Source organism: Paenibacillus sp. p3-SID867 (assembly GCF_025142895.1).
Classification (GTDB): Bacteria; Bacillota; Bacilli; order Paenibacillales; family Paenibacillaceae; genus Paenibacillus_AQ.
In genome coordinates, this window is sequence record NZ_JAMBDM010000020.1 from 36416 (window position 1) to 61270 (window position 24855).

At 46.1% G+C, this 24855-nt stretch carries 19 protein-coding genes; all 19 read right to left on the reverse strand.

Annotated features, from left to right (window positions below):
- Positions 1–26: 26 nt before the first annotated feature.
- The 19 genes from M4D81_RS28730 to nikA (M4D81_RS28820) all read right to left on the reverse strand — a co-directional run bounded on the left by M4D81_RS28730 (position 27) and on the right by nikA (M4D81_RS28820) (position 24852).
- Complete coding sequence (locus tag M4D81_RS28730; protein WP_260068936.1) at positions 27–1451, reverse strand: glycosyl hydrolase family 28 protein; 1425 nt, start codon at positions 1449–1451, stop codon at positions 27–29.
- Between the two features lie 25 nt (positions 1452–1476).
- The gene (locus M4D81_RS28735) at positions 1477–3075 is read right to left on the reverse strand and encodes an extracellular solute-binding protein (protein ID WP_260068937.1); all 1599 of its coding nucleotides are present in this window, start codon (positions 3073–3075) and stop codon (positions 1477–1479) included.
- A gap of 261 nt (positions 3076–3336) precedes the next feature.
- Entirely contained in the window at positions 3337–5550 is a 2214-nt protein-coding gene (locus tag M4D81_RS28740) for a helix-turn-helix domain-containing protein (RefSeq protein ID WP_260068938.1), read from the reverse strand.
- A 260-nt stretch (positions 5551–5810) separates the two neighbouring features.
- On the reverse strand, positions 5811–7241 hold the full coding sequence (locus M4D81_RS28745; protein WP_260068939.1) for a glycosyl hydrolase family 28 protein: 1431 nt from the start codon (positions 7239–7241) through the stop codon (positions 5811–5813).
- Positions 7242–7380: 139 nt separating this feature from the next.
- Positions 7381–8964, reverse strand: coding sequence for an extracellular solute-binding protein (locus tag M4D81_RS28750; protein WP_260068940.1), 1584 nt, complete (start codon positions 8962–8964; stop codon positions 7381–7383).
- 96 nt (positions 8965–9060) lie between these two features.
- Positions 9061–9924: a carbohydrate ABC transporter permease gene (locus M4D81_RS28755; RefSeq protein WP_260068941.1), complete on the reverse strand. Its 864-nt coding sequence runs from the start codon at positions 9922–9924 to the stop codon at positions 9061–9063.
- 31 nt (positions 9925–9955) lie between these two features.
- A complete protein-coding gene (locus M4D81_RS28760) occupies positions 9956–10951 on the reverse strand; it encodes an ABC transporter permease (RefSeq protein ID WP_260068942.1) in 996 nt (331 codons plus the stop codon).
- 1206 nt (positions 10952–12157) lie between these two features.
- Positions 12158–12940: an ABC transporter ATP-binding protein gene (locus M4D81_RS28765; RefSeq protein ID WP_260068943.1), complete on the reverse strand. Its 783-nt coding sequence runs from the start codon at positions 12938–12940 to the stop codon at positions 12158–12160.
- Complete coding sequence (locus M4D81_RS28770) at positions 12937–13758, reverse strand: ABC transporter ATP-binding protein (protein WP_260068944.1); 822 nt, start codon at positions 13756–13758, stop codon at positions 12937–12939. The genes M4D81_RS28765 and M4D81_RS28770 overlap by 4 nt, the downstream gene beginning before the upstream one ends.
- Positions 13730–14641 (reverse strand): nickel/cobalt ABC transporter permease, encoded by a 912-nt coding sequence (gene opp1C / locus M4D81_RS28775; protein WP_260068945.1) that lies wholly within the window; start codon positions 14639–14641, stop codon positions 13730–13732. The genes M4D81_RS28770 and opp1C overlap by 29 nt, the downstream gene beginning before the upstream one ends.
- The gene (gene opp1B, locus M4D81_RS28780) at positions 14638–15570 is read right to left on the reverse strand and encodes a nickel/cobalt ABC transporter permease (protein ID WP_260068946.1); all 933 of its coding nucleotides are present in this window, start codon (positions 15568–15570) and stop codon (positions 14638–14640) included. Before opp1B ends, opp1C begins: the two co-directional genes overlap by 4 nt.
- Before the next feature lie 18 nt (positions 15571–15588).
- The gene (nikA, locus tag M4D81_RS28785; RefSeq protein WP_260068947.1) at positions 15589–17172 is read right to left on the reverse strand and encodes a nickel ABC transporter substrate-binding protein; all 1584 of its coding nucleotides are present in this window, start codon (positions 17170–17172) and stop codon (positions 15589–15591) included.
- A gap of 33 nt (positions 17173–17205) precedes the next feature.
- Positions 17206–18510, reverse strand: coding sequence for an MATE family efflux transporter (locus M4D81_RS28790; protein ID WP_260068948.1), 1305 nt, complete (start codon positions 18508–18510; stop codon positions 17206–17208).
- A 405-nt stretch (positions 18511–18915) separates the two neighbouring features.
- Positions 18916–19164, reverse strand: coding sequence for a type B 50S ribosomal protein L31 (locus tag M4D81_RS28795; RefSeq protein ID WP_260068991.1), 249 nt, complete (start codon positions 19162–19164; stop codon positions 18916–18918).
- A gap of 647 nt (positions 19165–19811) precedes the next feature.
- Positions 19812–20609 (reverse strand): ABC transporter ATP-binding protein, encoded by a 798-nt coding sequence (locus tag M4D81_RS28800; RefSeq protein WP_260068949.1) that lies wholly within the window; start codon positions 20607–20609, stop codon positions 19812–19814.
- A gap of 30 nt (positions 20610–20639) precedes the next feature.
- Complete coding sequence (locus tag M4D81_RS28805) at positions 20640–21431, reverse strand: ABC transporter ATP-binding protein (RefSeq protein ID WP_260068950.1); 792 nt, start codon at positions 21429–21431, stop codon at positions 20640–20642.
- Positions 21428–22273, reverse strand: a complete 846-nt coding sequence (locus M4D81_RS28810; protein ID WP_260068951.1) for an ABC transporter permease — start codon at positions 22271–22273, stop codon at positions 21428–21430. Before M4D81_RS28810 ends, M4D81_RS28805 begins: the two co-directional genes overlap by 4 nt.
- Complete coding sequence (gene nikB / locus M4D81_RS28815; RefSeq protein ID WP_260068952.1) at positions 22270–23220, reverse strand: nickel ABC transporter permease; 951 nt, start codon at positions 23218–23220, stop codon at positions 22270–22272. The genes M4D81_RS28810 and nikB overlap by 4 nt, the downstream gene beginning before the upstream one ends.
- A 12-nt stretch (positions 23221–23232) precedes the next feature.
- Entirely contained in the window at positions 23233–24852 is a 1620-nt protein-coding gene (gene nikA / locus M4D81_RS28820) for a nickel ABC transporter substrate-binding protein (RefSeq protein ID WP_260068953.1), read from the reverse strand.
- Positions 24853–24855: the final 3 nt, after the last annotated feature.

Sequence of the window (24855 nt, forward strand, 5' to 3'; positions counted from 1 at the left end):
ATTTCAGTCAATACATTCGACTTGCGCTACGTGAACTCGACGTCATGTGCATGGTCCCCAATCCGGATATTTCCAGACTCCGGACTAAGGATGTGCCGATCGTTGATTCGCAAATTCCTGAACTTCACCCCCCTTACGAATTTAGACTCGTCGAAGCCCGCGATAAGCGACGGGTTTTCGCAAGTTCCGTTGAACGCGATATTCTCGAAATAAATATTTTCCACGCGGAAACCGGGACAAGGATTATATTTGGGATTAAAGAGTACGCGGATGTCGATCAGCTGTCCAAGCTCGAACTGTTCCACCCGAATATTCCGATAGGTCACATTCCGGACTGTGTTGTGATCGCCGCAGTTAATCGAAATACAGCCCCAATAGTAAGGCTGCGGCTCATGATGCTCGAGCACATCGATATTGTCGAAGAGGATGTTTTCGACGAAGTCCCCTTTATTGTGATTGCCATGCCCGCCGACATTCATCGGATGAGCAACGTCGGCCCATAAGACGGAGTTTCGGACTGTGACATCCCGTGTATCCCCTTGATAGTTCCAGCGGCTTCCATAAATTGCGATGCAATCGTCGGACGTTCGCATGAACACATCGTCAACATCCACATGGGTACTTGCCATCATGTCGATGCCGTCCGACCACCCTCGGGTACTGAACGATTTGATGTTGCGGATCGAAATATGCTTGGAACTCCCGATCATAACGGTGTAATGAGGCGGATCAATGACAATGATTCCTTCGACGGCGATATGTTCGGAGAACATAATCTCAACCGCGCGATAATACGTCGTCTTCTCGAAGTCGGACATATAGACGATCCCGCGGCCCCGAATCGTCACATCCCGGACATGATCGCAGATGAACGCCCCATAGACAACCGATCCTCCGGCGACATAGACGGTTACACCGGAAGGCAAGCGGAATTGCGGCTGGTCCAGAACATGTATACCCGCATCGAAATAGATGACCGATACTTCCGGCGTGATCAGACGTTGAAGCTCTTCGGTCTGATGTCTGCCCGGCGCAATGACTAAGAAGCCCGGAGCGTCCTGCGTTGGTGAATCCTCTTCGATCGGGTTGGCGAAAATGTGCAAATTATGAAAGTGGTCCCCGTTGACCTCAAGCGACAATTTTCGAGGGCCGTCTACCTTGAAGGTCACTCGGTTTCCGTTAACGACGCCTTCAATTCCTACTGAAACGGGGCGGATTGCCGCTTCACGAATCTCGCAATTATTCTTGGTCACTTCGACTTCAACCTCCCCGGAGCAATCGAAATAGACCATGGAGGCGTTCCGAACATCATGCATGTCCACCTTCACGTTATAGCTGAACAGCTGCCGCCATTCGCCTTGTCCCTGCCGGACGCGCACCGTAAAATCCGAATTTCCTACCGCTCCCTCTGGAGCGGCATAGGTGATTAATCGATTTGACACGTATGTCATGATCGTCTCGTCCTTCCCTTAAAATCTAATTTCTGCTGCGCTCCGCATACACCTGACTAACTTCATCTGTCAAGGCTTGACCGCCTGTTTTCAGCCATTGCGCCTTGAAGGTGTCGAAATCGGAATCTGTGTTCTCTTCGCCGATGACCGCTTTGATTAGATAAGTGTCCTGCAGCGTCTGAAGATGCGGCCAGTATTTCGTTTTGGTTTCCAGAACGGCCGCTTGCAGATCGTCTCTCAGCGGGATGTAACCTCGGTTGATTTTCTCCTCCAATTCCAACGCGTCTTGCTTCGTGCTGTATTCGGCGATAAAATCCTTGTTGATCCAGACGAGCGGATTGTAGAAGCTGCCCGCTCCTGTTTTGTTCACGTTAGCTTCCGTACCGGTCCGTGGGACGGCCTTGCCTTCTACCATATCGTAGTTAACTCCCTCTACGCCCTGGGTAGTCATCAGCCAACCTTCCGGATTGGTAGACACCCACTCGAGAATTTGCTCGATCTTCTGCCGCTTCTTGTCATCCTCCTCCAGTTGCACACCCAACATGAGGGGGGCTTGGCGAGAACCGGAAGAGAAAGCGTACGGCTTGCCGGCCGGTCCGATGAGCGGCGTTCCGGCAACGACCTGAATGCCTTTTTCCAATGCGGGCTTTGTAATATAGGCGGAATCCTTGTAGTAGCTGATCCACCCCAAGTTATCCACATAACCGATCTTCTGGTTCACGAACTTTTCGTTAATCTGATGGTTATCCGCTGTAATGAATTCTGGATCGATCAATCCTTCCTCGTACCACTGATTCAGTGTCTTGAGAGCGGACCTTGTTTGCTCCGTTATCCCACCGTAAACAACACCGCCGCCGTCATCATCATTTATGAACAAATAAGGCGACACGCCATAGGCCGAGAATATGGAGGTGAACATCTGGATCGGCAGTTGGCCGCGGGCTGTCATACCATAGGTATCCTTCCTGTCGTTACCGTCAGGATCGTCATTGACGAATTTGGTAAGTACATCATGCAACTCGTCGAGTGTCTTCGGGGGCTCGTTGTAACCGATCTCCTTTAGCCAGTTTTCATTGTATCCGGGAAGAAGTCCGTCATTGCCTGGCGGCCATACTTTTGGGATCCCCCAGTACTTACCTTGGTAGAGGCCGACTTCCCATGCTCCAGGGTCTTCCGCCTTCAGGTGTATTGCATATTTCGGCATGTGTTTTTCAATTTCTTCCCTGGGGATAGAGGCAATGAGACCTTGATCCGCCCAGGTGGCCATATCCGTCATGTCCGCGTCAACCGGGAAAATGTCTGGAATTTGACCGGAAGCTAGCAGAACGTTGAATTTTTCTTTCCAGGTGGAACGTTCCAGTCTGACATTTTTGATTTTGACGTTGAATTTACTTTCGATTTGTTGCTGCACATAGTTGTTGTTATTATCGGGAGGGTTAATGCTGTTTGCCCAGGTGATCTCGATCGGTGCTTCAGTCCCAAAATTGTCACTGCTTTCCTGTTTATTATTGGAAGTCGGTAGTTGCGTTGCCGCCTCGTTTCCATTGGCGCACCCGGCTGTGGTAAGCGCAACCATCAGGATGATGCTCATGTTTCCGAGCCAACACTTCTTACTGCGTTTCATTGATTGTGCCACCTCTATTTTTTTATTTTTTATTCATTTTCCATTATTTGTTATTATTCATTTATATCGGAACACCGTGTGAATCTTTCGGTTAAAGCGAGGCTTACATTAATTGATTGTAACGATTGTAAGCGCTTTTTTCTATTTCAAAATCATTCGATTGTTATTAATTCTTTCAAAATCGGATTCAATTTCTTTCGAATAGACAAACAAACAGCCTGGAAATTAGGCTGTTTGTTAAGGATTTGGTATAGATTCACGCTACTCTGCTGCGCCGGACTTCGGATTCGTTTGTCTATACTGAACCGGCGTTACGCCGAAACGCTCTTTGAACTTAACATGAAAATATTGATGGTTGCGGTAACCAACAAGTGCCGCAATTTCCTTGACGGACAGCTTGCCGTCTACTTTCAGCAAATCGGCCGCTTTCTCTAGTCTAATACGGGTCACGTATTCGGTAAACGATTCGTTCATGGCTTCACCGAATAAAGTGGACACGTATGCCGGACCAAGCGACGCCACTTCGGACAGCACGTTAAGCGACAAATCGTCTTGCAGATGTTCATTGATATAGGTTGTCAATTTATAAATGACTTCCGTCCGCCCTCGTTTGCCCGAATCTCGCACGTGAATCCCGATCCGTTCAGCCAGGCTACGAATCGAGTTGACAGTTTCCTCCAGCGTTTCTTTCCTCAGTTCATCGAACAGATTCGAGGGGGGAACGAGTTCTTGCAGCTTTAACTCGATCACCGTTTCATATAAAGCGGAGACGAATTGAAGGAGCGCCAATTCAACTGATTCAAGCTGCAGGTTTCGTTCCTTCAGAACCGACACAAACTCGTCGATAAATCGATTCACCTCTCCAACTTTTCCGGCTTTAAGCGCATTTTGAAAAACATCAAGGGAAAACAAATGCGATTTAGGCTCGAGAGCCGAAATCATTGATTGCGCAATAATCGTTTCCGGTCCATACATGAAACAATAGCGATAAGCCTGCTGAGCCGAGCGATAGGAAATCGGAATTTCTTCGGGAGATTGCACCGGTACTCCCATACCCGCACCATAACGAAACACTTCGCCCAATACCTGTTTCGCTCTTTCCAACTCCGCAATATTGGCCTCTTCGTCCGTCCCTTCGCTTGCATGTGAAATGAAGATGACGGCCGCTTCCTGCACGGTTAAGCAAACCAGTTCGTAGCTCACCTGATGGTCGAGTTCCGCGAATTGTTCCTTAAATGTCTCACTGTCGCCTTTGATAAGGCGGATATGTGCTAATTGATAGCGACACCCTCTTGGCAGGGCATCCAAATGCTCCAGACCGAGACTAGCTCCCAAAACCAGATTAATCATTTCGTTCTTCTGGGCTTGTGTTTCCAAATCCTCGATTTTCCGGCCCATATAATTAAGCGTGTTGCCGATGATAGTGTATTCGTTTGCCTGATTCTGGGACATGGGCGGATGATACAGATTACGGATATGTTGGATCAGCCTTTTCATAGGGATATAGAAACGCTTGGAGATCATGTAGGAGACTACAAGTCCGAACAAGAGCACAAGGCTGCAGCCAACAAATATATTCGTCTTTAATTGTTTGGAGGCGAGTACGAACGAGCTCACAGGACGAATCATCAGATAGGTCCAACCGTTCTTCGAATTCGAACTGTCGAGATGAGACGCTACAACGGAACCGTGTTTATGGTCACTGATTTCTTTGACAGATTCCCCTGACGCAATAGTGTGCTGGAGCAGCCGGATTTCATCCGAATCGGTCTCGGCAGTCTGCAAGATCAGATTCCCACTTGCGTCGAAAATATAGAACCGATCCTCGGTGGAACCATAAATTTCAGCTGTGGTCTGATTCAGATAACCCAGATCTACGTCGACGAAGAGATATCCTTTTGGCGATGGTGATGTCTCATACGGGAGCTTGACAACATAGGTCATCACCTGCTTGTCATTCGATAACGTCCGGTTCATCCAGCGGTTATAAACGATATTCTGAAGGCCGTTTATAAAGTCGACATCGCTGCTATGATCCGCCTTCATATAGAAAGAATTACTGTCTACGACGTAGTCGCCCGTGCGAAAATAAACCGTCAAATTATAAACGCCATCAAGGACTTGTTTATACATCACAAGATCTTTTTGAAAAACCATGATGCGACCGAGATTGTCTTCCCAGCTATTCTTTAACAAATAATTCAAGTTCGAATTGTTTCGGGTAAAGATGGTCGACAATACTTTATTCAAATGATCGGCTTCATATTTCTCGAGTAATGAACCTTCCACATAATCCTTCACACTGATGAGCCGGCTTTGACTGTCACTGGCGATTTCCCTCACCATCATTTGATTAGCCTGCGTGTACATGTAACCTCCTGCAAGACCGAGCAGCACCACGGCCAATGCCGTATACGACAAGATGAGACGGTTGAATAAGGTATCTCTATAGAAAGGCAGCAGTTTTTTCAACAAGATATTCCCCCCCGGGTGCATTCCTCTACATAACACATTCTACATGACTACCGTCTACCAACAGGTACCAATGATCTTGACCTCCTATCCCAATATTATCATCGAAGATTGAGTAGAGGAACCCTGTCGAACGCTTCTACGTTTAGGATGCGCGTAACGTGGTGACGCGACATACAAAGTCTTTCACTCAAATGAAATAGAAAGGTGTGTCTCCTCCCTTTAGAATGGAGCAACACCTTTCTTATCATTGTGCTTTATGGTTATTCAAATCTGATGTTATCGACAAACGGCAGCAACCTGATGTTGCCCGATTCAGCGTCCGTCACCGGCTTTCCGTTGATCATAACATTCTTGAATACAATATGCCCGACCCTCCTGTCCGCATTGTATCCGCCGATTCGCGAATTTCCGCAGTCCCCGGTGCAGCAAATATTCTCGAATCGGATATGCTCAATCCGTTTGCCCGGCACCGGGTTGTACTTCGGGTTGAAGAGCACGCGAATATCGAACAACTGCCCGAGCTCGAACGGCTCTACCCGAATATTCCGGTAGGTTACATTCCGGACCGTATTGTTATCGCCGCTGTTAATCGACATACAGCCCCGATAGTCGGGCTGTGGCTCATGATGTTCGAGCACATCGATATTTTCGAACAGGACGTTCTCGATGACGTCCCCTCTATGAAGGTTACCGTGCCCCCCGGTATTCATCGGATGAGCCACGTCCGCCCACAATACGGAATTGCGGACGGCGATATTCCGTGTGTCTCCCTGGTAATCCCAACGGCTGGCATAAACCGCGATACAATCGTCGGAATTGCGCATAAACACGTCCTCGATCTCGATATCCGAGCTAGCCATCATATCGATGCCATCCGACCACCCTTTCGTGCTGAACGCTTTAAAGTTCGCAATCTGGATCTGCTCTGATTTGCCAATATAGATGCTGTAATGCGGCGGATCGATAACCGTGATTCCCTCGACGCGAATCTGTCTGGAATAGATGATTCGAACTCCGCGGAAAGCGGAAAAGCGTCCGAATTCGGTCAAGTATAGCACGCCTCTGCCGCGGACGGTAACATCGCTGACGGAGTCACAGACCATTGAGCCCGCAACCGCAGCACCGCCGGCGATGTAAACCGTCTTCCCAGAGGGGATACGGAAAATCACTTCCTCCAAATGATGCATGCCCGGTCCAAAATAGAGCGTGTGCGTCTCGCTGCCGTTTGTTCCCACAGCCATTAGCAACGCAAGAAGGTCTTCGGTCCGGTGGATACCCGGCTTGACATAAGCAACGCCCGGTTCGTCAGGGGACGCCACATCCTGCTCGAGTGGATTGGCGAACAGATGCAGATTATGAAACCTGTCGCCGTTCACTTCTACCGACAGCTTTTGCGGTCTATCAATGGTAAACGTGATCGTATTGTCGTTATGCGCATAAAGAATGCCGCGCGACAACGGACGAATGACACATGCATCCACCGTCCCCTCGTTCTTCGTAACTTCAATCTCGATCGTGCCCGAGCAATCAAACATCGCCATGGAGGCATGCCGGACGTGATGCATATCGACCTTGACATCATAAACGAAGAGTTCCTCCCACTTGCCGCCCATCCGTCTTGCCCTGACCGTGTAATCGCGATTTTCCGCTATCCCACCGGGTCCTGAATAAGTAATCAGCTTTGATTCCATTGACGTCCGGCACCCCCAACTAAGTTCTTTTCTCATTTACTGATTTATTACTATAATAAAGAGGAAGATCTCCACTAATTGTGAGAAAAAGCCGACTTGCATCTTACAAGTCGGCCTTATCCATAAGGCGATAATTATTTTACTTACGCTCCTGATAGATCTTATTGGCTTCGTCAAGGATTGCTTGTCCGCCGGAACGCAGCCAGTCTGCCTTGAACTTGTCAAAGTCCTGGTCCGTGTTGGCTTCTCCGTTAACTGATTTAATGATATAAGTATCCTGCAGCGTTAACAGGTTACCCCAATACTCGCTCTTGCTTTCCATGTGCGTAGGACCCAATACGTCAAGCAACGGTACGATTCCCGGCATGATCTCGTCTCTCAGTTCGATCATTGAAGAATTTAAATTGTATTTCTGCTTGCTGATATCAATGTGAGTAAGCGGGTTATAGAAGCTGTTATAGCCCAATTTTTCTGCCGCAACGCTTTCATCCGTGTTCGCAACCGGGAATCCATTTTCGTCAAAGTCGTAGCTAACGCCTTCTTGCCCTTTGACGGTTAACAACCAGCCTTCGTCGTTTGTCGCTACCCAATCTAGAATTTCGTAGATTTTCTTACGTTTCTTTTCATCTTTTTCGACTTGTGCACCCAGCAATACTGGCGCTTGGCGAGCTCCGTAAGCGAATGCGTATGCGTCGCCGTTCGGACCGACAAGCGGCTTGCCTGGTGTGTAGATTATTCCGGCTTCAAGCGCAGGTTTCGTCACGTATCCCGAATCTGGATTGAAGTTGACCCAACCTGCATTGTCAACTACACCGATTTTTTGATTCACAAACTTTTCGTTGATTTGATCATTATCGTTCGTAATATACTCCGGATCGATTAATCCGTCCTTGTACCACTTGTTGAGTAGTTTTAATGCTGTGCGCGTCTCTTCCGTAAGGGCTCCCCAGGTAACTTTGCCTTCGGCATCCAGCTTGAACTGGTATGGGCTCACCGCATGGGCACTGAATACGGAAGTGAACATCTGGATCGGCAGCTTGCCTCTCGCCGACATCCCGTAAGTGTCGTTCTTGCCATTCTTGTCCGGATCGTTCTTCGTGAATTTCGTCAGCACATCTTCAAATTCCACAAGCGTCTTCGGCGGCTCGCTGTAACCGATGTTTTCCAGCCAGCCCTTATTATAGCCCGGGATGAAACCGTCGTTTCCAGGTGGCCAATATTTTGGAACGCCCCAATTTTTCCCGTCAACCATGCCTACTGTCCAAGCATCAGGGTCATACTCATTTACTGCTGCTGTATAGTTCGGCATGTTGGCTTCAATTTCGGCGCGATCGAGACTGGCGATAATCGCCTGTTTCGCCCACGTGGCCATGTCAGTTTCATTGGCGTCGACCGGGAAGATATCCGGAATTTCACCGGAAGCAAGGTAGACGGAAAATTGCTCTTTCCATCCCCATCTTTCCAGCTTAATATTTTTAATCTTTACATTGAATTTCTTTTCGATTTCAGTCTGTACATAGTTACCATCTGCTTCAGGCGAGCTAAAGTTGTTCGCCCACACAATCTCGATCGGCTTTTCTTGAGGCACCGTCTCCCCATCATTGACTGTGCTGCTGCCCTCGGAAGTGTTCGTGTTCCCGCCTCCACTGCAAGCACTTAGAACAAGCGCAAGAGAAAGCAGGAAGGCTGTTAAGGTCGTCCATTTCCTTTTACAGTGATTCATTGATGCTTTTCCTCCCTTTTGTTGTTTCTTAATCTATTTAAACAGCAACATCGCAATATAAATGCTGTTTAAAACAAGTGCTACCAAAAGTCGTTACTAACCCTTGAGCGACCCTACCATGACGCCCTTGACAAAAAATCGTTGTAAGAACGGGTAAACAGCCAATATCGGCAAAGCGGTAAACATTATGATTGCCGCTTTAACCATTGCGGGGTCTTCCTCCTCCGTCGGCACAGGCATCATTGGATCTCCCATATTGGCGATAACAAGCCTTCTCAAAAGTAACTGCAGTGTAATCTTCGTGTTGTCTTGCATATATAACATCGCATCGAACCAGCTGTTCCAATGCGCCACCGCAGTCCAAAGCGCGAGCGTTGCCAGTACGGGGGCTGACAACGGCACAATAATCTGTACCAAAATGCGAATATCGTTCGCGCCGTCAATTTTCGCCGAATCCTCCAGTTCATTCGGAATCCCCATGAAAAAGTTACGAAGAATAATCATCGAAAACGTGCTGACTAGTCCAGGTATAATATAGACCCATACCGAATTTATCAATCCCAGCGACTTAATCAGCAAGTACGTCGGAATCAGACCGCCGCTAAAGAACATTGTGATGATAATAAACATTGTGTAAAACCCGCGATGGGGTAAATATTTACGAGACAACGGGTAGGCGGCCATAGACATAAATACAAGTGAAAGCAAGGTGCCCACAACGGTTCTGAAAACTGTAATGCCAAACGCCCTCCATATACTGTCCGTCGACAATACGCGCTCCCAGGCAAACAGCGAGATTTCTTTCGGATAGAGATGAATTCCCGGACGTAATGCTTCCGCGGGCGTACTAAGCGAAATCGATAGTACATGCAAGAAAGGATAGACCATGATAATACATAACATCGTGATGATAACTAGCAGGAACCCTTGAAAAACTTTCTCGCCTTTTGTTAGACGCAAGTTGTCTCACACCTCTCGAATCTGGTTTGAATTAATAGAGGCCTTCCTGCCCCATCTTTTTAATAACGTAATTCGCTGCCAGTACCAGCAATAACCCGACGACGTTCTTGAACAAACCGACGGCCGTAGTCAAACTGAATTGGAATTCCTGCAAGCCTATTCGGTATACATAAGTATCGAGAATGTCGGCGACACCGTAAACGGCGGGGGAATACAAGTTGAAAATTTGGTCGAATCCGGCATCGAGCACATTGCCAACCCGTAAAATGAGCAATATGGCGATGACTGGCATGAGAGTAGGAAGCGTAATATAGATCGTTTGCTTCCAACGGTTTGCTCCGTCGATGACTGCCGCTTCATACATTTGCGAATCAACACTTGACAAGGCGGCGAGGAAAATAATGGTCCCCCATCCAATTTCCTTCCATATCGCCGATGTAATGAGCGTAAAGCGGAAGTGTTTTTCGGAGCCAAGGAAATAGACCGGATCTATACCGAACATCTCCAGAATGTAATTGACGACCCCGGTGGTGGGCGATAAGAGCGTTATCAAAATTCCGCCGATAACGATCCAGGACAAGAAATGCGGCAAGTAAGAGAGCGTTTGGGCAACTTTCTTAAAGAACGTAAACCGGATCTCATTGAACAAGAGCGCCAGAATAATCGGAGCCGGAAATCCGAAAATAATTTGATAAAAGCTAATTATGATCGTGTTCTTCATGATCTGCGGGAATTGCGGCGAAGCGGTAAACAAATATTCAAAGTGCTTCAATCCTACCCACGGGCTGCCCCAGATGCCTTCTTTAATGTAAAAGTCTTTGAAAGCTAATTGAACACCATACATGGGCCCATAAGCGAATATGCCGTACCAGATCAAAACGGGAAAAAGCAGCAATAACAAATATCTGTTTTTTACATAGTCCCTCCCGATTTGCTTAACACGGTCGCTCCACGTTCCGGACGACTTTTTAAGCTTTTTATTGGGGCTCCCTATGCCGCCATTATCAGGGACATTGGTTGTGTTCATGTGACAAACTCCTTTCAGCGATGACTGGGTATGTTTCACATTGTAGAGCTATGTAAGCGCTTTTTCTATTTTAAAATCATTTAATTCATTTCTAATTCTTTCAAAAATCATTGTGTTTTTTATGCACGGGCCGATTTAAAACAAACAAAACTCACAATGCTGGCAAGTAGTGCTCCCTAAAAACAAGAAATGAATCATGATAGCCCTCGTTAGCGGATGGTCAAACCCCCATTTAGTGGATATTGAAAAAAACACCTACACTGCAAACTGGCGTCGGTACTCTGATATTATCCCCTTTAGGTAGACAGATGAGAGGCTGACTCTTACTGTTAACTTGGAAGGGTTTATTACATGGGCAGAGTGCAACACATGCATTCAACTGAATCGAAATATAAAGCTGTTCAGATGTACCTCAAACATGGCTTCGGATATTAGCGAGTCGCGAAAGAGTTGAGTATTCCAGAAGCCTCTATAAGGCAACTGGGTCAAAATTTCACAAGAATGAAGGCATGTCGGGGCTTGAAGAAAACGCGGGAAATCAAAGAAGGAATCCGTTAAGCCCTGAAGAGGAATTAATTAGATTACGTGCGGAGAATGAATACTTAAAAGCTCTGGGCACTACAAAGGGGGCGAAGCAAACTGTAAGTAGACTCGCTCAGTATGTCGTATAGAGCAGATGGCAATTGCGGGATACAGGCAGTTTCATAGTTTCTTATATGTATGACATTCAAGTTACCATGGGCGTTAATCCTAAACAGTCGTAGCATTGCTGAACATAGTGGTTATGTTGCATTCCGAGTTAAGAAGAATAATACTTCAGCCACGTCCACAAATGCTTACGGTCATTTTATTTTCCTATTAGTAATGCGATCTATCGCAAATGTTCGGCAGGCAGAGTGAAATAATGATGCTCCTCGAATTATTCGGGCCAGGCGCTTCCAGCAAGCGGGAATGTAACTCGTGTTAGTGAAGTAATTCAAGCTGAGTCGGCACATGGCTCAGTCTGTACTGATGTTGCACACCTTAGGCGTGTACGGTAAGGAGTACCATTAGGGGGTACATGTCTCTGGCCCACTTCCAGCACATTCTGCGTTCCTATGGTGCTTCTCCATGATTTCATCAAATAGGCGAAAAGGCTAGAAATTGTACAGACAAAATAAAGAAAGCCGCTAAATTAGCAGCTTTCTTTGTGGCGTTCTTGTTCCCCTACATCCGGTTGAACCTCGATTGAAAGGGAAGAATCGAGTTCACCAGTAACTTCACATATTCGCTCTGCGCACACATGAAATGGTTGCAATCAAGCTCCTCAATAATGACCCCATCCCTCAGAAAGGCTAGGCGATTACATAAATAGGCTACGGCTTGCAGATCATGCGCTATGAATAAATATGTTAATTGAAACTCCCTCTGGAGCTCCTTTAATAGGGATAAAATTTGAGATTGCACTGAAACGTCGAGCGAGCTAATGGCTTCATCCAAAACAAGATAGCGCGGCCGCGAGGTCAAGGCACGCGCAATGCATACGCGTTGCAACTGTCCACCGCTTAGCTCATGCGGATACTTCTTTAGATAGTCAAGGGGCAGCTCTACCCGCTCCATCAGCTCTGCAATGATCGCTTCATGGTCGGCATGAGCGTTTTTGCCGCTTCGTAGCATATAGAGCGGTTCCTCGATAATTTGCCGCAGGGTCCAGTTCGGGTTGACAGAGGTGCGATAATCCTGGAACACGACACTGAATTTTCCTTTGTTTTGCTTAATCCACTTTTTATGAGGCACACCATCTATCCGAATGGTCCCGCCGTCACTGGTTTCTAATCCAAGGAGAATCCGGGATAACGTGCTTTTACCGCTACCGCTCTCCCCTACAATGCCCAGACAGTCTCCATCGTTCAGATGAAAGCTGACGTCGGTCAATACATGCTTTTGGGTGTGATTCCGCAGCCCACGGTCAGTCTTATACCTTTTCTGGAGATTCTCCACCGTAATCATACGCTTGGTTCCCCCCCGCTATGCAATGTGTTCATAAAGCTATCTGAAAGCTGCAGACGCGTGCTAACTAAATATTGGGTGTAGGCATGTTTAGGCTCATTAAAAACATCAGTGACCGAGCCCTGTTCCAACACTTCTCCATCCTTCATGACGATAACGCTGTCAGCAAGCCGCTGCACAACTCCCAGGTCATGGGAGATGAGGATCAGCGTGGTACCCGTCATTTCCTTAAGGGACTGAAACTGATTGACGACTTCCAATTGATTAATGGAGTCTAAGGCTGTTGTAGGCTCATCCGCAATAATAATGTCCGGCTTCAGAACAAGTGCAATTGCAATCATACAGCGTTGAAGCATCCCCCCGGACAACTCATGAGGATAACTCTTATAAACGGCGAGCGAATCCGGAAAATTCAATTTCTTCAAGCTTTCCAAACTCAATCGCTCAGCTTCTCTTCTGGATACCCCCAATACCTGCATAAAAGTTTGTTTCATCTGGAAACCCATTTTCTCAATAGGATTGAAAGCAGTCATTGCATCCTGAAGAATCATGCTGATTTTTTGACCTCGAATGGACCTGCGCTGTTTTTCATTGTCCTTCAGAATATTGCGGCCCTCGAAAATAATCTCTCCTTCAGATTGAATCCAGCGGGGATTCACACCCAAAATTTCCCGAACGGTCATCGTCTTTCCACTGCCGCTCTCCCCAACAATACCAAGGCAAGAATTTTTTTGCACCGAGAAGGAAGCATCTTTTACAATCTTTCTTTGGGTCTTGAGGTCAACAATATTAAGATGTTTGACGGTCAGTATGGTCACTTACCCTCTTCCTCCCTTCACCCAAGCGGAATAGCTTGCGTTGTTGCTTCGGGCTTGCCATATAGGATTTCGTGTTCATGGCCTGCTGCAGACTGTCACCGAGAAAATTTAGCGCGACGATGACAAGCAGAATGGTAATACCTGCAGGAACCATCTGCCAGGGATGGGTGAACAACACATTCTTCGCTTCATTCAGCATCATGCCCCATTCAGGAGCAGGAGGTTGCACGCCCAATCCAAGGAAGGACAGAGACGAAATACTTAAAATCACCCAGCCCATCTCTAGGGTCGAATGTGTGGTTACTTCACCGGAGATCCCGGGAACAATATGCTTTCTCATAATATAGATAGGGGAAGCCTGATGGACTTGAGCGAACTTCACATAGTTTTTTGATCGATACTGCTGAACGCTGCTGTAGATCATCCGTGTATACCACGCCCACTTGGACAAAATATTCGCAATCACAATATTCATAATCCCGGGTCCCAATATGCCGATAATTGCTAGAATCATCACCTCTGACGGGAAAGACAGCATAGCGTCGCAGAAACGCAAAATGACTTCCCGGACTCTTCCGTTCGAATAGCCGGCTAGAATTCCAAATGCAACCCCGGAAAATATCGTCACACCCATAGCGAGTAGAGCATAGAAGAACGTGGTGCGAATGCCGAATAAAATCCGTGAAAATAAGCATCTTCCCAGATGATCAGTCCCGAGCGGGTACTCTGCGCTTGGCATGGCAAGCTTCATATCCACCTGAAGTAAGGTCGGATCATGCGGAGCAATTAGAGGGGCGAAGATCCCTGCAAGGGAGACCACGCCCAAAAATAACAAGCAAGTGATACCCAGCTTATCCTGTTGAAGACGCTTGAAAAAACTCATTTGGCTTCCCTCCGCAAACGTGGATCTATCATCACGACCACAATATCTACCAATAAATTGCAAACGATAAATAAAACGGCCATCATCAGAATATAAGCCTGGATCACAGGATAATCCGAGTTAAAAATAGCCTTGACGCACAAACGACCAATGCCGGGCCAGGCAAATATATTTTCAACAACAACAGTCCCAGCAATCAGACGCGGAATAGACATGCCGAACGCAGTAAGAGCCGATTGGATCGAATTGGAAAACACTTTCCACATTACAGTGCTCTGTTTGAGCCCACGCAGTTTGGCATAAAGAATAAAATTTTCTTGTGTATTTTGGATCATATTATTGCGTATCAGTCTGACATAGGTGGATAAAAAGGTTAGTGACAAGGTGACGGCGGGCAAGATAATGGATGAAGGCCCATTCTTCCCGCTTGTCGGGAGCCACCCCAGATAAACCGAAAAATACCACATGAGCAGCAAGCCGATCCAGAAGCTTGGCATCGCTGACAGTAAAAAGATGAAGCCCCGCAAAAAACGATCCTGCCATCTATTCTCGAAGATGCTGCAGATTATCCCGATGGAAACGCTGAAAAGGACAATAATTATAAGCGTAGCCCCCGCTAATTCAAGCGTTGGAGGAATCGCTTGACGCAATTCTTCCAATACAGACTTTTTATTGACGTAGCTGGTACCCAAATTCCCTTGAACGCTATCCATAATCCAGTTTTTATATCGGATAAGAAAAGGATCGTCAAGTCCGAGCTCTTCGCGCATGCTCTGGACCACTTCCTCGGTCGGGGTAATCTGATTTACACGAAGAGCAATCTCTGCCGGATCACTAGTTCTTAAATTAATTAGAATGAACGCCAAGAAGGTAACCAGCAGCAGGAGCGGAACGGTACCTGTTATACGTTTTATTACATACTGTTTCATAAAGGACTCACTCTCTGCTTATTCAAAATACATGAGCTCAAACGGGATTTCATATTGCGATACATTGAAGGAAACGCCCTTAAGCTGTTCGGCATGAATCGCTTTGACAACTGAATAAGTCAACGGCAGATACACAGCCTCTTCATTCACATAGCTGAATATTTGCTCGTATTTCTCCGCCCGCGCAGTTTCGTCCTGCTCAACGAGAACATCGCTGATCGTTTGGTCCAGCCATTTCTTCTTCTCCAAACCTGCCTGAGCCTGATAATCACCATGCGAAGGCACACGCCAGGTTGAAACATAGGTTTGCGGATCATATGGCAAGCCCCAGGATAAAGAGTATTGCAAATCGAATTCACCGGATTTTTGACGGTCGAAATAGGCTTGCTTTTCTTCACCCAACAGTTCAAGCTCTACGCCAATCGCTTTGAGATCATTTTGCATCGATTCCCCAATCGTTTTTTCCTGCGCATTATCAGAATTATAGGACAGCATCAGGCTTAGCCTTTTCCCATCCTTATAACGGTAGCCGTCGCCTGATTTTGCCCACCCTGCTTGATCCAGCAAAGCTTCGGCCTTCTGGGTGTCATAGGAACGAACCTTAAGCTCAATGTTGGCGTACGGAGTAGATTTAGACATCAGGACATCCGCGATTTGCTCCGTGTCGTTGAGAATGCCGGTGGCGATCGTTTGTTTGTTAATGGCATATTGCAATGCCTCGCGAACCAGTTTGTCAGAAGTTGCTTCTCGCTTGCTGTTCAGCAATATCGAGCGTGAGCCGGATGGCGGACTGATCTTCGTTACATACTTGCCCTCGTCTTGCAGGGAGGAGAAGGCATTGGCATCTAGCATGTCGCCGTCCGCGCCAAATATGAGATCAATCTCGCCGTTCTGCAGAGCAAGTAGAATCGTCTGGTGATCCGGCATGACCTTCCAACGAACATGCTGAATCTTCGGTTTATCTCCCCAATAGTTCTCGTTGACACTAAACAACGCGTATTGATTGTCTTTATGCTCGGCCAATATATAGGGTCCTGTGCCTGCATAACCATTGACGCCATTCGCTGTTGTTCCGTCGATGAAACATTTAGGGGAGATCATTCGGAACGGGCGCGTAAGCCCTAACTCCTCCAACGTCGGATAATATGGTGTTTTTAGTGTCAAGGAAAACGTATATTCATCGACAACTTTAGTAGAATCAATAACCTGCACCAGATTCAGCCAGGCATTCTTCTCATAGTTGGCTACGACGACATCGATATTTTTCTTCACGGCCTCCGCATTGAACGGTTCGCCATCGCTGAATTCGATATTTTTTCTTAAATGGAACGTATAGGTCAAACCATCCTCCGAGATCTCCCATTTCTCAGCAAGCTTGGGTTTAACGCCCTCCGGTGTATTCATGACCAGAGATTCAAAAACCATATTTTGCGCAGCGAGTTCGCCACCTGTCAGATGCGGATTAATATCGCGAATATCTTTAGTGCTGGCAAACACTAGTTCGTTCTTGTCCACTGCTGCAGGGTTGCTCTTGGTAGCCTGGCTGCAGCCTGTTAATACAATCAGTAACGTAAACATGGCAAGTAAAAGTTTCTTTTTCATAAATCCTCCTGAATATAACTGTAGTAGATGTAATTAAGCTGAGTATATCAACCGCTGAACTCTTCCGGTGTACATGGAGGTACAAACAGTACGCATCAAGTGAAAGAAAACGAAAGACAGCCATATGCCGTGACTACCCCACGACATCCCTGCTATCCAGTTAACAGGAATGTAGATGAGCAGCGATATAAAGATGCCGTTGCGAATGGCCCAAGCCTGTGTTACCCCTGAAAATATGCCTTCCAGTTGCAGCCCCCATACACCGGCTATACTGTATAGTGCGATCCAAAACATATGTTCGCGCACGGCCAACTGTACCTGTAGGTCGCCCGTAAACCATGACACAATGGCTAACGGATCTACGATTAGCACAAGCCCCATCAACACGGCAAAGAGCGCTCCCCAGACTGCTGATAATTTCAACGCATTCCGATAACCGTTAATATTTCCTTCACCTGCAGCCTGTCCAGCAATAATGCTGGAGGCATTAGCCAAGCCACTGAACACATAGGCTAGCAAATAATGGAGCTGCAGCAATATGGCGTTGGCTGCCAATACGGTTTCATCCATTCGAGCCGCTTGAACCATAAACAAGCTGGTCATCATCAATAAGCAAATCGTACGTAGGAAAAGGTCACGATTCACGATCACCATTTTTTTAATATGGCATAGATCAAACAGTTCTCTTATCTGGAGATGTACAAGTGCGAATCGCTTGCTGTATCGAATGATCACGAAGCCAATTGCTACGCTGATTATTTCTGACACCAAGGTGGCAACTGCAATACCCGCAACTCCCCAGTCCAACTGCAAGGCTAACCATATTCCAAGGTGCATATTTAGCACATTTGCGAGCAATTGAGAAACCAAGGTCAATTTAACCTTCGACACCCCAATCAGCCAACCCGTAATGGTATAATTCAGAAGCGCGAAGGGAGCTCCCCAGATCCGTATGTCAAAATAGATTCCAGCTTGCTGGAGCACTGCATCGCTGCCCCCAATGAGGTGCATGGCAGCCAGCAAAATGGGCTTTTGTGCCGCGATGAACACCACGCCTAACAAAATCGCGATCAGCAGAGGTCTGATGAAGGCATAGGCAAGCTGCTCGTCGTGCTTGGCTCCAGCCGCTTGAGCCGTAAACCCCGTGGTGCTTACTCTTAAAAAACCGAATAACCAATACAGGTTGTTAAATATTAATGTTCCCACAGCTACTCCACCAATATAGGACGGATCCCCCAAACGACCTGCAACGGCTGTATCAACCGCTCCCAGCAAGGGGACGGATAGACCGGTTAAAATGAGAGGAATGGAGAGCTTAAGATACTGCCGGTGTGTCATTTTAGCTCCTTTATATGTAATTATTACGAAATTAAACACTGATAAATATCTATAGCCTTTACGCAAACCGTACAACCAGAAACTATACATATTTATCGTAATTGTTACGATTAGGATTATAATTTAGGATTCTTTGAAATGTCAAGAACGACTCTGATTCTTTTTATTGTAAACCTGACTATGATGTAGACCCCGCATGTGCAGTTTTCAACACATCAAGATAGATCGGTGGATTGGAATCGCTGCTTCCCTATCCGTCCAACGCCCGCTCCGATCGATAAGTGTTACCTTTTTCCGAGACGAGCGAAATGATCAGTGTATCGACGTTCATTCGTACATTTTCGGTAAAAAAAGACAGCGCGAAAAATTCAGTTCACGCTGTCACATATAGGCATCCCTTTACGACTACTTTTTATAACCTAATCGTTTTTTGAACTTATCGACGCGTCCGCCGATTTCAGTGTTTTTCTGTTTGCCTGTGAAGAAAGGGTGAGACGCGGAACTCGAATCAACGCGAATCACAGGATAGGTATGACCGTCTTCCCATTCCATGGTTTCTGAGGAAGTCTTTGTGGAGGCACTAAGAAATGTATAGCCGACGCTCGCATCCAGAAATATGACTTTCTGAAAGGTTGGATGTATCCCTTTTTGCATGGTGATGTCCTCTTCTTTCCGAGCCATTTGACTCCTTGTTATTTTATTCGTAAAAATTACGAAAAACATCATAAATGAATAATAAAGTATTCATTTATATCTGTCAACTTTCAGGTTCGATGGTGTTCCAATACCCCCATCTCACTTAAAAAGCGCAAATTACGATATGCCGTATCAAAAACTTGCATCCATTTCACACAACATAAAACGGCGCTTACCACAAAAAAATATCTATTACCTATTAATCGAGACGAAATCGTATGGAACGAAAGATGTTGTCAATTGACTCCCATTCATGATTTAATGATAATTATTACGTATTAGGTGAAATACATACATGAAACCCGGTACATTATTCACACTTCTCCAGCAGCTGTCTATATAGGAGGAACTGTTTTGCGTAAGTGGCTTTCAAAGTCCGGACTTAATCTGGCATTTGTCGTAATCGTTCTAAGTATAATCTATGTTGCATTATTTCCAGACGTCATCGACGCTTCACACGGACAGTCCCAGAACAAATTCCTCTCCATGATGGATCATGCCGCTCACGAGTTTTTCGACATGGGGAAATATCTGATTATCGGCTCCATTATAACGGCAGCTCATCTAATCACCACTGGTTTCGTATTTGACGAATCGCATCAGATTCAGACCCTGTCCTCTGGATGCATTACCAACATTGAATTAAGCAATTTTAAAGCAGCGGGGTGTGAAAACTGTTCGATTTTTTTTGCGTCTGCCTCGTCAACAATTGTACCTTCCTGCATAACCAGCAAACGGTCGCAGAAAAAACACGCGGCCTTAATATCATGAGTTATAAACAGATAAGAGATACCGAAACTATTTTTCAATTCATTCAACAATGACAAAATCGCAGATTGCGTAATAACATCCAGGCTGCTGATGGCTTCATCCAGTACGATTAATTTTGGGTTTACTGAGATCGCACGTGCGATCGCCAGACGCTGTTGCTGTCCACCACTAAATTGATGGGGATAATGATCAATAGACACAGGATCAAGACCTACTTTATCCAGCAACATGCGAGCATGCGCCTTTGCTTCTTTTCTATCCATTTTGACAAAGTTAAGCAAGGGTTCGACTACAATGTCTCCCGCCTTTAACCTCGGATTCATCGATGACAAGCTGTTCTGAAAAACGGCTTGCATGTATCTACGATATGGAAACCGCTGCTTTTGACTCATTTTGTTCCATTTTTTGCTCATAAAGAATATTTCACCAGAGTCCGGCTGGTCCAGTGCCAGAATTAATCTGCTTAACGTGCTTTTTCCACACCCGGACTCACCCACCAAACCGACACATTCCTGCTCTTTAATTGTGAGCGAAGCTCGGTTCACCGCACAGAATCGTTTTCCATTGCTCCAAGGGCTTCTAGATTCCAGCTGATACGTTTTAGAAACTTCACTTACTTCTAAAACATTCATTCGTATCTTATATGCCTCCTATCTATAGGTCTATAATCCCTGCGAAAGCCTAAAGTCTATTCTGGCATGCAATAAACGACGGGTGTATTCATGCTTTGGCGAATCAAACAGCTGTTTGCAAGGTGCCAATTCAACAACTTCTCCTTTCTGCATAACTGCCACCGTATCAGCCATTTCAGCAATTACGTCAAGATCATGTGTAACGATTATAATGGCCGCCCCCGTCTCTTGCCTTAAGATTTTCAACTCATTCAAAACAAGCTTGCGATTGCTTGCATCCGACCCGGTTGTCGGCTCATCGGCAATGATCAATTCTGGTTTCATAGCCATCGTTATTCCGATCATCACTCGCTGCAGCATGCCTCCACTGAGCTGAAACGGATACAGCTTCAGAATCTGCATAGGACGAGGCAGGCCGACCTTAATCAGATACTCTTCCGCTAATTGGAAGGCTTCTCGTTTATTCAAGCTCATATGAGTCCTAAACGTTTCGATCATGTGTGCACCTATGGTTCGTAACGGATTAAAGGCAGCTCTGGGATTCTGCATGATCATGGAGAAAGTTGTTCCTCGAAGTCTTCGGTGCTCTCTAGCTGAAAGCGTAACAATATCCGCTCCCTTGAACCAGATATGACCTTTCGTAATCCGAAATTCTTCGGGCAAAAGTCCCATAAGCGCCATGCATAACGTAGTTTTACCGCTGCCGCTCTCCCCCACAATACCAAGTACACTGTCCGCGGAAATTGATAGATTGACGTGATCGACAACCCGTTTGTGATTTCCCTTCATCATTTCGACGGATAACTGCTCGATTTGTATCATAATTTCTCCTTGGGATCGTACAACGTTCGAAGTCTGTCCCCGATTTGGTTAAAGGCAATAACAGAAAGTAAAATCGCTAATCCGGGATACATCATAAGCAAAGGATGGCGCCACACATAGTCTTTCCCTTCATTGATCATCATGCCCCATTCCGCTTGTGGTGCTTGTATTCCCAGCCCCAGAAACGTTAGTCCTGTCATGTCGAGGATGACGCCCCCCGTCTCCAGTAGCGCCAGCACTGATACAGGAATAACGATATTCGGAAGGATATGTTTCAATAGAATTTGCAGACAATTGGAACCAGACACGATGGCTGCTTGGACGAAATCGCTCCCTCTCAACGAAAGAACAATCCCCCGAACGAATCGTGCATAGTAAATCCACTGTGAAAAAATCATGGCTATCAGCAAATTTGAGAACCCGGAACCCAACACGCCTACAAGTGCAAATGCTAACACTAGTGTCGGGAAGGCAAGCAAAATATCGCAACACTTAATGAAGGCACGATCCAGCCCCCCCCCTTTTAAAGAGAAAAAAGCACCCATCACCGTTCCTGAAACAACACTGCATATTACAACAATGAGTGCTCCACCCAAAGAATAACGTATCCCAATAAGAAGCCTGGAAAGAATGCAACGGCCCAAGTGATCTGTCCCCAAAGGGTATGTCCATGAGGGCGGGCTAAACTGGATTGATAAATCAACTAGATAAGGATCATGGGGAACAATCCAAGGAGCCAATGCTCCGGCACCCCCCATGAAAATTAATAATAAAAATCCTGCACCAGCAAGTCCCAGGCTGTTCCTTAGACAAATGCGAGTTCCCGATGTAATCGAAATCATCTGTTAATCCCACTCTCCTCGCTTTGTTCCAATCTTGGATCAATCCATCGTTGTAGTAAATCGACCAATAAATTTATAAAGACATAGACAACAGCCATAAGCAAAACATAACACTGGATCACCGGATAGTCACGATTAGAAATAGATTCAATCAAGTATCGCCCCATGCCTGGCCAGCTAAACATTTGCTCTACGATAACCGTTCCCCCTAGCATATTCCCCAGGCTAATCCCCATTACTGCAAGCAAAGGTGAAAACGCATTACGTAACACATGATGAATAAGAATGAAGCCTTCCTTCAGCCCACGTACTTTTGCGTATAGCACGTAAATCTCTCGCATTTGATCGAGTAGCTGACTGCGTAACAAACGGGTGAACACTGCAGTTTGGGCAAGCGCGAGCGTAATGGATGGAAGAAGTAAATGCAATAAACCGCCTTTTCCCTGGAAAGGCAGCCAGTCCAGCTTGAGCGAAAAAAAGTATATGAGGATGAAGCCTAACCAAAACCGCGGGATGGCAGTCCCGACATAGATAAATATGGCGGTAGCTCGATCGATCCAACGATTGGGAAACAATGATGATAGAAGGCCGAGTGGTAAACTGATCATCACCGTAATTAGCATGGCCGACAATGCCAATTGTAGCGTAGCTGGAAATTTCTCTGCGATTTCTGAAGAGATCGGGAGTTTACTTACATAAGATACTCCAAAATCCAGTTTCACTATATTAGAGATCCACATCCAGTACTGGATATATAAAGGTTGATCCAATCCAAGCTGTGAACGCACCTCGGCAATCGCTTCTTCAGTTGCATTCAGGTTAGATTGTCGAAGAATGACCTCAGCAGGCTCTACCGGTACAAGTCGGACAAGCAGAAAAGTGAGCACAGATACCCCTATGAGAATTAAAGGGAGTGCAGATAGGCGTCTCCATACAAATCCCCGCATCAGCTCCTCCGCCTAGGGCCGCAGATCTATGGATTCAAATGGAAACTTATACTTCGAAGCGGTTGGTTCAATACCGATCCATTTCTTTTGGTAAAGTGCAATATTGGCCTCATATGAAATAGGATAAAATACGGCCTGCTCATGAATCTGGAATAAAATATCAGCATACAGGCTTCTTCGTTCTTCTTCATCTTTGCTTACAAGAACCTTATTAATTTCTTTGTCCATTTCCTGTTTCTGAGGCAGGTTTGAGAAGGCTTCAAAAATTCCGTCAGCCGTTGGATTCGCGATTACAGTAACAAAATTATGTGGATCGTTAGGCGCTCCGTAGCTGGACCAGAAATTCATATTGGCTTCTCCGTTTTTAAGCATTTGCAAGCCAAGCATGACTTCAACGCCTTGAATCTCCACTTTGATTCCTACCTTAGCCAAATCTCCTTGGATTACTTCAGCCATCTGCTTCTGAACCGCTTCTGTGCTAATATAAACAAACTTCAATTCCAATGGTTGCCCGTTCTTCATTCTCAATCCCGATGATGGATCTATTATCCATCCAGCTTCATCCAATAACTTGCCGGCTTTAACCGGATCGTATTCAATCGGCTTCAGTTCCAGGTTAGCATACGGAATATTTCTCCCCAGAGCTGTTTCGGCGTTGAGTTCCGTTCCCTTTGTCACGCTCTCAATCATTGAAGCTTTGTCAATTGCGTATTGAATAGCCTGACGAACTGGCAGTTCCGAAGTTGCTCCTTTTAGCGTGTTTAATATAATCGCACGAGTCGTCAAGCCATCCGAAAGAGAGACGCCGTACTTTCCGGATTCTTTCAAATGAAGGAAGCTGTCTCTGCTGATGACGCCTCGTCCATATATCAAATCGATATCCCCTTTTTCGAAAGCCAGCACAATGGATTCCTGATCCGGAATAATTTTGACCGTTATTTGCTCCAGCTTGGGTTTTTGTCCCCAATAATGTTCATTGCGCTTGAAAACCGCATATTCATCTTTTTTGTACTCCTTCAACGCCCATGGCCCTGTACCTACCGGCTTAACAATGGTTTCGGATGTTTTACCGTCAGCCGGAAAACCAGCCTCTCCCAGGAAACGAAACGGCCGAACAAATGAAAGATCCTGAAGAACAGGATAATAATAATCCTTCAAGAGCAGACGTACGGAAAGATCATCTACTTTTTCAACGTGATCGATATGCTTCATGATACCGATCCAACTGTGCCGACTTTTATTTGCCATTATGGCATCAAAATTACGAATGATATTATCGGCTGTCAGACTTGTGCCATCGGAAAACTTGACCCCTGGGCGAAGATGGAAGGTGTAAGTCAGTCCATCTTCGGAAATGTCCCAGCTCTCTGCCAGACTGGGTTTGATTTTTCCATCTTCACCATAAGTAACTAGCGAATCATAGATCATGGACTGAGCAAACATCTCGCTTGGTGCATATAAATGCGGATTGAGCGGACCAATATCATTAGGCCATGCCAAAGTAAGCGCTTTGTCGGACGATGTGGCTCCCTGACTTACAGATTGGGTTCCAGTGCTGGAACAGCCCGCCAATAATATGACAGCGAGGAACAACACCAGTTTTTTCTTGACTCCTAACCCATGGTTTTTCATTTG